The sequence below is a fragment of the Parasaccharibacter sp. TMW2.1882 genome (genome assembly GCF_023337635.1).
In the GTDB taxonomy this organism is placed as follows: Bacteria; Pseudomonadota; Alphaproteobacteria; order Acetobacterales; family Acetobacteraceae; genus Bombella; species Bombella apis.
Window position 1 is genome coordinate 860,278 of the sequence record NZ_NWUT01000001.1, and the last position, 13,089, is coordinate 873,366.

Annotated in this window: 5 protein-coding genes; 3 read left to right on the forward strand and 2 right to left on the reverse strand. The window is 61.9% G+C overall.

From position 1 onward, the window contains the following. Positions 1-37 precede the first annotated feature (37 nt). Together CO583_RS03960 and CO583_RS03965 are read right to left on the reverse strand one after the other, a co-directional pair. Positions 38-7,429 carry an autotransporter domain-containing protein gene (locus tag CO583_RS03960; RefSeq protein WP_248630343.1) on the reverse strand — a complete coding sequence of 2,464 codons (7,392 nt, stop codon included), beginning with the start codon at positions 7,427-7,429 and terminating at the stop codon, positions 38-40. 251 nt (positions 7,430-7,680) lie between these two features. Further along, entirely contained in the window at positions 7,681-9,297 is a 1,617-nt protein-coding gene (locus tag CO583_RS03965; RefSeq protein ID WP_248630563.1) for an NAD(P)/FAD-dependent oxidoreductase, read from the reverse strand. 194 nt (positions 9,298-9,491) lie between these two features. Here CO583_RS03965 and CO583_RS03970 point away from each other — a divergent pair, with 194 nt between their 5' ends. The 3 genes from CO583_RS03970 (at position 9,492) to CO583_RS03980 (ending at position 13,067) form a co-directional block, all read left to right on the forward strand. Then, on the forward strand, positions 9,492-10,610 hold the full coding sequence (locus tag CO583_RS03970; RefSeq protein WP_249103173.1) for a cation diffusion facilitator family transporter: 1,119 nt from the start codon (positions 9,492-9,494) through the stop codon (positions 10,608-10,610). After that, positions 10,591-11,541: a cation diffusion facilitator family transporter gene (locus CO583_RS03975; protein WP_052349165.1), complete on the forward strand. Its 951-nt coding sequence runs from the start codon at positions 10,591-10,593 to the stop codon at positions 11,539-11,541. The genes CO583_RS03970 and CO583_RS03975 overlap by 20 nt, the downstream gene beginning before the upstream one ends. 170 nt (positions 11,542-11,711) lie before the next feature. Continuing rightward, positions 11,712-13,067 carry a chloride channel protein gene (locus tag CO583_RS03980; protein WP_249103227.1) on the forward strand — a complete coding sequence of 452 codons (1,356 nt, stop codon included), beginning with the start codon at positions 11,712-11,714 and terminating at the stop codon, positions 13,065-13,067. Positions 13,068-13,089: the final 22 nt, after the last annotated feature.

The window sequence follows — 13,089 nt, forward strand, 5'->3', positions numbered from 1 at the left end:
CGTTCCTTCCAGCAGGAGATGTCCCCCGGTCCGCCTCTCAGAAGCGGACCTTGACGGACCCTGTCCCACCACTCTCGGTGGACTGGTTGCCATACTGCCCGATATAGGACAGGTCCAGGTCAACACGCTCGCTCACCCGGGCGGTCACACCAGCCTGCACGACGGCCGCATTTCTGGAAAGCAGCACACCGGCCACATCCATGTCACCGGCACCACTACCCATGGCGAAGGTCTCACGCTGGCGGGAGCCCGTCCGACCAAAGGCATGACGGTATGCAGCGGACAGGTGCGGCATGAAGACCGCCTTGCCAATGCCTACAGTCGTTGCCGTGCGGAAGCCGAAGCTCGAGAAAGTCACACCCGTATCCGTCCCGTGGCTGTGCAGGGCAGCCTCGTTGCCATGCTCACGATAGCTGTCGCTCTGCATGTTCACATAAGCCACGTTCATGAACGGCTCGAACATGCTGCGTTCCCCACGGAACTTGTAACCCAGCTCCCCGAAGCCCTGGGCCGTACCACCCAGATAGCTGCTGCTGAGACGCCCGCCATAATCACCCACGGCAACATGACGATGGGTATTGATGACGTTCCAGCTATAGATGGCCCCGAAGCGGAGATTCAGGCGACCCCAGTGCGTCCCGGCATAGGCACCAATGCTGATATTGTTGCTGTTGGCCGAGGAGGAACGACCACGCTGAACGTTGAACTGGGAATGACCGTAAGAGATCAGCCCGCCAACACGCCAGTTGCTATGGTTGATTGGCCCATCCGCCCCGATGACAAAGCCTGCGGTGTTATGGTGCATGAGGGCAGCATTGCCGTCCCCACTGTTGAAGCCCATGCCACCATAGGCCTGCCCCCACAGGACCGCATGATCGGAATAGCAGGCGCCATCCTTCCTGCGTGTCTTCAGGTCATAGAAGCTCTGGCCATTGTGACCATAGTCACAGTCGGCCGCAGCCAGACGGTTCAGGGCTGCATTGCGGATATAGAAGCTGTCCTGGATCAACCCTGTACGGATGGAGGCGTGAAGCTCACCAGACAGGTTGTTCAGCGCATGACGGGCCTGGTCTTTTGTCAGGACCGTCATGGCCTTGGCCAGATCACTGTTTTCGGAGATATGGTTCAGCCCTTCCCCGGCAGCGATCTCGTTGCGGGTCTGGCCCACATACTCGAAACCATGGATGGAACGACGCAGCATCACATCCACATCATTGCCCTGATAGACAAGACGAGGATCAAGATAGGCGTAATCCTGACCGATATTGGTCTCCAGGTCATCATAATGACCATTCACGCCACCATTGGCCGTCAGCACATGGTAGGCCTGACCATATTTCAGGGCCATCGGGTCCTTCACCTTCAGAGCCAGCGTACCCCCCTGGAGGTCCGCCTTGCCTGAGACCAGAACCTGGTCAGACTTCAGCTCGCTGTAGGAGAAGCCGTCCGGTGCGACCAGCTGACGCCCGGTCGCCTCATTGCTCCCGCGGATGGACAGGACCGAGCCCTTGGCCATGGTCAGATCACCCATGACATGCAGGGCACCCGCATCTGTCTCGTTGCCAGCCCCCAGCATACCGCCGCTGGACACGACCGTGCTGCCCACGGAGCCATTACCGGCCAGAACGGCACCATGCTGCACGGTCATGGCAGAATGGCTCATGTTGCCATCAACAATCATGTCTCCGGACTGGATGTCCGTCGGACCACTGAAGCCGGAACCATCACCAGCAAACGTGAGCACCCCGGTGCCCGTCTTGGTCAGGGCATGATCACCGGCACTGCCATCATCCGTCAGGACGACATTATTGCCCAGTGTCATCCGGTTCTCATCCTGCACGTCGAACACTGCCCCCTTGGAGCCGATGGCCGTATTCACGTTGCTGGTCAGATCAGAACCCTTGATGTTCTGGAGCGTACCGCCATCCAGCGTCAGCTGGGCCTTGGCACCCTCTTCGGCCACCAGGCCGGGCTTGCCGTCAACATCACCAGCACTCAGCCTGCTGCCACTCAGCACATCGAGTCTGGCGTCGGTGCCATCAGCCGGAGCTGTCTCCGCTTTGGCAAACACGACCGGACCATGGCTGTGGAGAGCTGCACCATCAGAGAGGCTGACGTCACCCGCCTTGCCTGCACCAATCTTCACACTACTGTCTGTCGTCAGCTGAGCCTTCGCCCCGGCCAGAGCCAGCGTACCACCAGCCACGGAGACAGGCCCCCCAAGATGGGACTGGTCTGTCAACGTCTCATGACCACCGGAAAGTGTCAGCCCGCCAGTGCCGGACAGGGACCCGGCATAGGTATCCTTGGCATTGGTCAGAGTCAGGGTGCCATTGAGAACACCATTTCCAGACCCGGCAAGGGAGCCGGCATCAGAACCATGATCCGTGACGCTGAAAGATCCGCCATTGGCCGCCAGCGTCCCGGCAATCTGGTTCCCGTCAAGGGTCAGGTCACCCTTGCTGTTGGTGACATCACCCGTGACATGGTTGCCTGCACCCAGCGTCATGCTGCCGCTGTTGTCCGCAGAGGCCAGAGTGCCACCCGTCACCTTGAAGGTCGCCCCGTCAGCATTGGTCACGTGACCAGCCGTGCTGTCCGCCAGAGAGGCCGTACCAGCCTGGTTGGCAACATCGGCCAGCGTGGCGTTCTGTGCCGTCAACTGACCATGGTTGGCCGTCGTCCCGGCAATCTGGTTCCCGTCAAGGGTCAGGTCACCCTTGCTGTTGGTGACATCACCCGTGACATGGTTGCCTGCACCCAGCGTCATGCTGCCGCTGTTGTCCGCAGAGGCCAGAGTGCCACCCGTCACCTTGAAGGTCGCCCCGTCAGCATTGGTCACGTGACCAGCCGTGCTGTCCGCCAGAGAGGCCGTACCAGCCTGGTTGGCAACATCGGCCAGCGTGGCGTTCTGTGCCGTCAGCTGACCATGGTTGGCCGTCGTCCCGGCAATCTGGTTCCCGTCAAGGGTCAGGTCACCCCTGCTGTTGGTGACATCACCCGTGACATGGTTGCCTGCACCCAGCGTCATGCTGCCGCTGTTGTCCGCAGAAGCCAGAGTGCCACCCGTCGCCTTGAAGGTCGCCCCGTCAGCGTTGGTCACGTGACCAGCCGTGCTGTCCGCCAGAGAGGCCGTACCAGCCTGGTTGGCAACATCGGCCAGCGTGGCGTTCTGTGCCGTCAGGGTACCAGTGTTGGTCGTGGTCCCTGCAACCTTGCCACCATTGACGTCGGTTGCGGCAGCGTTGTTCAGATTGCCAGCAAGGGACCCTGTCAGGTTCAGACGACCGTTCTGGACATCCGTATCCCCCGTGTAGCTGTTCGCCCCGCTGAGCGTTGTCGTGCCCTGCCCTTTCTGGACGAAGGAGCCGGTACCGGAGATCGTCTGACCCAACGTGACATCATTGCTGTGATCCACAGCCAGAGTCCCGTCATTGACAATGTCCTGCTGGCCGACAGACCCTGTCGTCCCACCATTGCCGAGCTGGAGCGTGCCAGCCTCAACATGGGTCGGCTTTGCAAAGTCATTGTCGGAGCTGAGGACGAGCGTACCAAGGTCCGTCTTTTCCAGCCCTGTGCCGCCATCAACCTTGCTGCCATCAATGACAGAAGCGATCTCTGCCGTGATGTCCTTGCCAGAAGACGTCCCGTCACCCACACGGATGACCGTCTTGCCGGTGGAGGCATACAGGTTGTCGCCTGTCACGAGGTAATTCTTGCCATCAAGGTTGGCAAACTGGGCACCGGAGAAGATGACCGGAGCCTGCGTGCCATCCTCGGCCTTGTCATTGACATGGACCGTACCGGCAGAGGCTGCAAAAATGGCCATGTTGCCATTCTGCCACTGGCCGTTGGCAGAGCCGTCGGCTGTAGCCCAGCTGGGTGTGCCCTGCGGTCTTGCCGCCGTCCAGACACCATCCCCACCGTCAATGCGGCCATTACCCCTTCCATCATCGGAGCGATGGGCGCTGCTGCCACCATCCCAGTAGTTGAATCCACCTGTATTGACCGCCAGGTTGACCTGATGGTCGATGGATGTCTGGACAACCATCCCCTCTGGAAGAGGCTTGGAGGCCACGTCAACCGACTGCTGGGTTCCAGAAAGCACACCACCGTAGCTGTACAGGCGGTACAGACCGGCCATCAGCGAAGAATTGTTCACATCCGGACCAGCATCAACCGGCTGGATGGACAGCGTGCCACCAAGCGCCAGGTTCCCCTTGACGTTGATGAAGTCGTTGTAGGCGCCACCTTCCGTATCAGCCTGCCCCAGACGGAAAACCTGACGGGACCCATCGGCCAGATTCAGGCTCCCGTTGACGGTCAGTGTGGACGGCGCCTCAGCCGTCCCGGCGGCCAGTGTCCCGCCAGAGCCGATATTCACATCGCCACCGATCGTCCCCGTACCGCGCAGCGTGGCGCCATCGGTAACGGATGTCAGACCCTTGGCGGCGCTGTTGTCACCGTTCACATCGAGCTGCCCGCCCGTCTGCACGAGAGTGTTGCCAGAATAGCTGTTATTGCCTGTCAGGACTTCGTGCCCACCAGAAACCGTCAGCCCGCCATTGCCACCCATGCTACCGGCATAGGTACTGCTGGCATCGGTCAGGTTCAGCGTGCCTTCCAACTGGGCATTGCCGCTCCCTTCAAGAGATCCGGCGGTGAAGCCGTTATTACCGATGGTGAGCTGGCCACCATGAGCTGCCAGCACGCCCTTTGTTTTGGAACCATCCAGCATCAGGTCGCCTGCGTGCTGGGCAATGCTCCCATGGACAATGACACCCTGATCCAGCGTCATGTTGCCATTGTTCACGACAGAGTCCAGCTGCCCGCCCGCTGCACTGAAGGTCCCGCCGGATTCGTTGGTGACATCAGCCAGTGTCGCCTTGCTGGCGGTCAGTGTTCCACTGTTCGTGGTCGTACCAGCAACACGTCCGCCAGTGATGTCTGTCGTTCCGGCATTGTTCAGCGCACTGGCAAGGCTCCCTTTCAGGGTCAGGCCACCATTCTGCGTGACATCGGTCTCACCCGTGTAGGTGTTGTTGCCTGCCAGGGTCTCACGTCCCCCGGAGATGGTCAGCCCGCCATTGCCGGAGATGTTGCCTGCATAGGTGTCAGCTGCCTTGGTCAGGTTCAGCGTGCCTTCCAGCTGACCATTCGCACGACCGGCAAGCGATTCTACACTGGCGCCACCGCTGGTAATGTCAAACGTGCCGCCCCTGGCAAAAAGCACGCCGTTGACCTGAGAATCATCAAGGGTCAGCTTGCCGTCATTCTGAAGGATATCACCATTGACGACACTCTTCTGCGCCAGAAGGAATGTCCCCGTGTTGGTGAACGTCGCCAGCTCACTGTCATAGAACTCTGCATCACCACCATTGGTGAAGTTGCCCTTCCTGGGCACGGAACCCGCCCGGTTGGTGAGGTCATCCTCATCCCCCATCCGGTTGGTGATCGTTGCTCCAGAATCCCCACTGCGGCCTGCCAGAACGTCCGAATTGCTCTCTGAGTCCGCAGCGGACGGGAGGCCCGGAACCTTGGAATGGACAGCCAGAACCTTGCCGGTATTCGCAAACCGCCCATCAACAACCGTATCCTTGAAGTCCAGCATGCTTTTTTCGGTGCTGGTCACTTCATGAACAAGCGTGTTCCTCAGGGTCGCATTGCCACCAAGATTGACAAGATTGGCCAGCGTGCTGTCCGTGGCCGTAAAGCTGCTGTTGTTCGTGACCACGCCCTTGACGTTGGTATGATCAACAGACGCCGTACCGATATTGGCCAGTGTCCCGTCCAGCTCACCACCCTTCTGCACATACGTGCCGTTGGTCTGGTTGATGACCTGACCCGACAGCGTCGCATCCGTCACGGACAGGGTACCGGCTTCCACGTTCGTCATGCCCTTGTAGGCAAGATTACCCGAAAGCCCCAGGGTCCCCGTGCCGGTCTTGTCGACCCCACCATCCCCCGTCAGGCCGCCTTTCCATGACATGGTGTTGCTGTCCTGGACATTGAACTCGTTCATGCCGGTCAGGTTGGCAGCAACCGTGCTGGTGAAGTCACGCCCCTGGATGTTCCGTATCGTGGCGGCATCAAGATTGATGGCAGCCTTGGCTCCGTCCTCTGCGGCGATGGCAGGAGAAGAGCCATCATCACCAGCTACCAGCACACCATGATCCAGCACATTCAGCGTGCCATCGGAGGCTGCGCCGGTCCCCGGCACACCGAAGCGGATCGTCCCGTCATTCTGGAAGCGCCCGCCATCAACCGTCACGGTCCCCTTGCCACCAGCACCGATGATCGTGTTGCCATTCTGCATCGTACCATCGACACCGACAACGAGGCTCCCGTTGCCGCCATCCTCGCCAAACCTTGCCTCATCAGCGCGGAAGCTGGCACCGTCGCTGACATTCACAACACCGGTCCCCTTGTTACCGATGTGGGCATTGGTAGCTTCCACGGCAGAGCCACTGCCCGTCACATTCACCGTGCCAGTCAGGGACTGAGAGGCTGCGGCATAAAATTCATCAGCCTCAACACGGGAACCGTTCTCGACGTTCAGCTCACCATTCTGGTCATTGCCAACGACAACATACATGCCCTCGTTGGTACGGTTGTTGATCTGTGCCCCATCCGTCAGTGTGGCATCGCTCTTCCCGATCGGGCCAGACCCACCACCATAAGTCGGGTCGCCGTTACCGATGAAGACGGACATCCGCTGTATCCTGGCGTCCGGACCTTCCAGCACCAGATGCCCCTCATTCCCCCGTGCCAGACCGACATCCAGCGGGCCCCGCGGGCTGCCTTTTTCCGTGAAGAAAGTTCCTTTGTCCCGCAGGATCAGCGTACCATTGCGGATGTCCACAGTGCCGTTGATCTGATTCTGGCCTGTCAGCACCTGTGTGCCAGACAGCAGGCTCAGGACACCCGTCCCCTTGAGAGACCCGCCATACGTCTCCCCTTTACCCTGCGTGATCGTCAGTTCCCCCAGATAAGGGGCGGACGGATCGGGAGACGGTGTCATGATATAGTCGCTGTTGTCGTCCGCCTTGTCGAGCACGGCATCTGCACTGCCTGCCAGGGACTGCACCAGCGTACCACGATGGCTCGCCCCGTTATGCCCGAAAATGGCCGTGCCCCCATCCAGATGCAGGGTACCAGCCACGCTTGTACCATCCAGACCGAGCTGACCATCCTTCTGGTACAGGTCCCCCTTGACCTCCGTTCCCTGGGGAAGGTTGCGCGTCTGAGTGTTCGTCATGTCTCCGGAAGAAACAGACGCACCATCATCGGCACGGGCCACACTGCCCACCCCAGCGACCAGGGATACTCCGCTGAGCAGAGCCAACATGTAACCAAAACGGCGATACCCTGCCTTGTGGCTCGCCAGATACCGCAGCGGGGCCTGCCCGCTCTGCCCAGTAATCAACACCGGCTTATCCTTGTAATATCCACACTGTTGCAACTGGAGGTGCTGCGTATACCTCCGCCCACTGTGGAAACCGGTACCTGGTGATTAGGGTCTAATTATCGCATAACTTTGGCAGAAACTTGACTAACCAATTACTTCTTTTAATTTGGTGTTAATATACTCTGTTATCTTAGGTAATTATGATATGTTTCATTAATAAATAATTTCCAATATTCATGAGGGAGCCCGCAGAACTCCCATCTGGCCTCCCATCACAGGGAGGCCACCAGCCACTCCGCCACACGGATGCCGTCAATCCCGGCGGAGAGGATTCCCCCAGCATAGCCAGCTCCCTCACCAGCAGGGAAAAGCCCCCGCAGAGCTGGACTCTGGCCCGTGGCGTCACGGTCAATCCGCAAGGGCGAGGATGTCCGTGTCTCGACACCGGTCATCACGGCATCATCCATGCTGTAACCCTTGATCCTGCGCTCGAACCGGGGCAGGGCTTCCCGGATGGAGGCCACCACGAAATCCGGCAGACAACGGGAAAGGTCAGTCGGCGTCACACCGGGCTGGTAAGAGGGCACGACCGTGCCCAGAGAGGTGGAGGCCCGCCCTGCAAGGAAGTCCCCCACACGCTGCGCCGGAGCACGATAATCCCCGCCACCTGCCACGAAGGCCGCCTTCTCCCACTGACGCTGGAAGGCGATCCCCGCCAGCGGCTCATCCGGGAAATCGACACCGGGGCGGACCTCCACCACGATGCCGCTATTGGCGTTCCGCTCGGCCCGGGAATACTGGCTCATCCCGTTCGTGACGACCTGATCCTTCTCCGAGGTTGCCGCCACGACCTGCCCACCGGGACACATGCAGAAGGAATAGACACCCCGCCCCGTGCTGGCATGATGCACCAGCTTGTAATCGGCCGCACCAAGCAGCGGATGCCCCGCCTGCGGGCCAAACCGGGCCACGTCGATCACCGCCTGCGGATGCTCGATCCGCACCCCGATGGAGAAAGGCTTGGCCTGCATCGGCACACCTTCCTCATGCAGCATGGCGAACGTGTCCCGGGCAGAATGACCGACCGCCAGAATCACCCGGTCAGCAGGCAGCACTTCCCCGGTGGAGAGACGCAGCCCCGTCACCTGTCGGCCACCACCCTCACAGGGTGCCGTCTCGATGCCCTCCAGCCGGGTCTCGAAACGATATTCCCCTCCCAGCTCCTCGATCTGCGCCCGCAGGGACTGCACGACCGTCACGAGCCGGAACGTCCCGATATGCGGCTTGGAGAGGGTCAGGATTTCCTCCGGCGCACCGGCCTTCACGAACTCCTCCAGCACCTTGCGCCCCAGATGGCGGGGATCCGACACGCCGGAATAGAGCTTGCCATCGGAGAATGTTCCTGCTCCCCCTTCACCGAACTGCACGTTGCTTTCTGCCGTGAAGCGGGATTTCCGCCAGAGGGCGAACGTATCGACCGTACGGTCCCTCACGGCCCGGCCACGCTCTATGATGATCGGCTTCAGCCCCGCCTGGGCCAGCACGAGAGCTGCCATCAGGCCACAGGGCCCCGCCCCGATCACGACGGGCCGCTGCGTGCGCCCGGCGGCGTGAGAGGGCAGGACGGGCGGAATCCAGCGCATGTCCGGCGTCGGACGGACATGCTGGTCCCCGCTGAAACGGGCCAGCACGGCATCCAGCTCCCGCAACTCACAGTCCAGCGTATAGACGAGCTGGATGTTCCCCCGCCGTCGGGCATCATGCCCCCGGCGAAAGACATGATAGGCCAGCAGCTCCTCCGGCCTTACGGCCAGACGGGCCACGATGGCGGCTCGGAGGGCTTCCGGCGTGTGGTCGAGAGGGAGGGCAAGATTGCTGAGGCGGAGCATGGGGGAAAAGGCTGTCATGCCCGTTCCTTTAAAGCCAGCACCGGGGCACTGGCAAGCAGGGAGGGCAGACAGGCCACCGGTCCCGGTCCCTGCCCTGCTCCATGTGAAACAGGACAAGAAAAATGGTGAAAGCTGGATAGGTCTAACTTATACTGCATCCCCTCATACATCTTCGTGCCTATCAGGGTTCCTCCATGACGACCACGCCCCATCCTCCACACGAGCCGGCAGAAGGCACAGCCTGCTCCCACCACGACCATGATCACCACGACGGGCATGGGCATGGGCATGGGCATGGGCATGGGCATGGGCATGGGCATGGGCACCATCATCATGGCGGGCACGGGCATGTCCACGCTCCGGCCTCCTTTGGTGGCACGTTCCTCATCGCCATCATCCTCAACACGCTCTATCTCGCCGGGGAAGCCGGATGGGGCTTCGCCGCCCACTCCCTCTCCCTGCTGGCCGATGCGGGGCACAATCTCTCGGACGTGCTGAGCCTGCTGGCCGCATGGGGGGCCCAGATACTCGCCCGCCGCACCCCCAGCGAACGCTTCACCTACGGGCTGAAACGCGCCACCATCCTGACGGCCCTGCTCAACGCCACCATCCTCCTGCTCGTCACCGGGGGCATCATCTGGCAGGCCATCTGGCACCTCATCCATCCCGAAACCGTGCAGGGACAGACCATCAGCATCGTGGCGGGCATCGGCATCCTCATCAATGGCGGGACGGCCCTGCTGCTCATGCGGGGCGCCCATCATGACCTGAACATGCGGGGAGCCTTCCTGCACATGGCCTCCGATGCCCTCATGGCCCTGGGCGTGGTCATTGCCGGTGTCCTCATCACGCTGACCGGCTTCTCCTGCATCGACCCTCTGGCCAGCCTCATCGTGTCGGGACTCATCATCTGGGGGACATGGTCCCTGCTGACCCATGCACTCGGCCTGGCCCTTGATGGCGTGCCGCAGACCATCACTCCCCGTGCCGTGGAAGACGCCCTGCGGAGCCTGCCCGGCATTGCCGACCTGCATCACCTTCACATCTGGCCCATCAGCACGACCGAGACAGCCCTGACGGTCCATCTGGTCCTCCACCCCGTGCCGGAAGACTGCACCATTCTGGAAGCCCAGAGCCGGACGGCCGACCTTCTGGCCCGGGCGACCATCCTGCTGCGGGAGGAATTCGCCATAGGCCATCCCACCTTCCAGGTGGAACCGCCCGAAGGAGCCGGCTGCGCCACACCCGGCTGCAACACCCCCCACACCGCCCCGAAAGAGACGGACTGCACCCATGACCACCACCACGCCTGAAAGCGCCGTGCCAAGGGAGAACACGACCACGCCACTCCGCCTGCGGGTGGCCCGTCTTTCCATCCTCGTCAGCCTCGTGGTGCTGGGCATCAAATATGCGGCATGGGCCGTCTCCGGCTCCGGTGCCCTGCTGTCCGATGCCATCGAGACCATCCTCAACGTTCTGGCCTCCGTCGGCACGCTCTGGGCCGTGGCCTTTGCCGCCCGCCCGGCAGATGACAACCACCCTTACGGGCACGGCAAGGCGGAATATGTCTGGGCCGTCATCGAGGGGGTTCTCGTGGTGCTGACGGCCCTGGTCATCCTGGCCATCGCCGGGCACGATGCCCTGCACATACAGGCCCCGGAAGCCCCCCTGCCGGGGGCGCTCCTCAATGCCTCTGCCGGGGTCATCAACCTCATCTGGGCCCTCATCCTGCGACGGATGGGCCGGACACATCACTCACAGGCCCTTAGTTCGGCCGGGGATCATGTTCTCTCCGATGTCTGGGCCAGCCTGGCCCTGCTGGTCGGTGTCTGCCTCATCCCCCTGCTGCACTGGCTCTGGCTGGACCCGCTGCTCTCCGCCCTCGTGGCCCTGAATGTCCTCTGGACCGGCTTCGGCATGATGCGCCATTCCATGACCGGCCTGCTGGACGAGGCTCCACCGCCGGAACTGGTCCATGAGGTCGGCCAGACCATCACGCAGGCAGGCCAGGGAGCACTGGAGGCCCACGACCTCCGCATGAGGCGGGTGGGGTCCCTCTATTTCGTGGAGTTCCACCTCATCGTGCCGGATGAGATGCGCATCACGGACGCCCATGACATCTGCGACCGGATCGAAAATGCCATCCGGGCCGTGCTGGGCCGCTCCTCCATCCATATCCATGTGGAGCCGGAGGACCTCGCCAAACGCCACAAGCCCGGGGCCAGCGGTGTGCTCGTCATGTAACCGTCATGTCACATCTGCCATGCAAAACCATGGCCCCCCTTGACCGCAGGGAAGGCTCCGTCCGAAACAGGGCATGACCTCTTCACCCCCAGCCCTGTGGCGGATCCACCCCAGACGTGTCCGATTCTTCCCAAAGCGCCCCCGCTCCTGCCCCCGGTTCACCCCACGCCATGAGGCGGCGCAACCGCATCACGCATTTCCGCCGTTCGGCCCGGATGCGCACCTCGCAGTGGCGACGGACCTTCATCTTCTGGGCCGGGGCCATCACGGTCGGCATTGCGGCGTGGCTGTTCGCCCGGGCGGCTGACTATGCCAGCTCCCTCTGCATGGGCCTCCAGCACTGGAATCCCTATGTCATGTTCGCTGTCATTCCCAGCGGGCTCGCCCTCTCCATGTGGCTGACAAAACGCTTCTTCCCCGGGGCGCAGGGGTCCGGCATCCCGCAGACCATCGCCACGCTGCATATTGAGGACTTCTCCCTCGTCAACCGCATCCTTGCCCTGCGCATTGCCGTCGGAAAGGTTTGCATGACCACACTCGGCCTGCTCTGCGGGGCCTCCATCGGGCGGGAAGGCCCCACGGTGCAGGTCGGGGCGGCCATCATGAACGCCTATTCCCGCTTCTTGGGCCATGCCAACGTCTCGACCCGTCGGGGTGTCATCCTGGCAGGCGGGGCTGCCGGTGTGGCCGCCGCCTTCAACACGCCGCTGGCTGGCATTGTCTTCGCCATCGAAGAACTGGCCAGTTCCTTCCAGCAGCGGACATCCGGCGTGATGCTGACGGGCGTCGTCCTCGCCGGTGTGACAGCCATTGTCCTGACGGGCGGAAACTATACCTATTTCGGCCATGCCTCGGTGGATGTTCCCGTCGGAACGGCCTGGATTGCCGTGCTGGCCTGCGGCATTCTCGGCGGGCTGGGCGGGGGGCTCTTCTCCACCATTCTCATCCGGGTCGGCAAGGGTCTGCCCGGCTTCATCGGGTCCATCCAGAAGAACCGGCCCATCCTGTTCACGGCCCTGTGCGGGGTCATCCTCGCCATGCTGGGCTTTGCCAGCCACGGTGACACGTTCGGCACGGGCTATGTGCAGGCCCATCATCTGGTGGCTGGCTCCCGCCATGCCCACATGTCCTATTTCCTGATGAAATATGCCGCCACCATCATCTCCTACTGCTCCGGCATACCGGGCGGGCTGTTTGCGCCGTCCCTCTCCATAGGAGCCTCGGTGGGGGGCTGGGTTGCCCGCTTCCTGCCTCACACAGCCCCCGGAGCCGTCGTGCTGCTGGGCATGGTCGGCTATTTCTCCGGTGTGGTGCAGTCCCCGCTGACGGCCACCGTCATCGTGATGGAAATGTGCGACAACCAGCAGATCACCCTGGCCCTGCTGGCCACGGCTTTTCTGGCCTTTGGTGTCTCACGCATGGTCTGCCCCCACTCCCTCTACGGGCGTCTGGCCGACCAGTTCATGGCCCGGCAGGAAGGGTATCTCCAGAAGAAACACGAAAAGAACAAACAGTCCAAGGACTGAGAAAAAAAGATGGTCTGCCGGA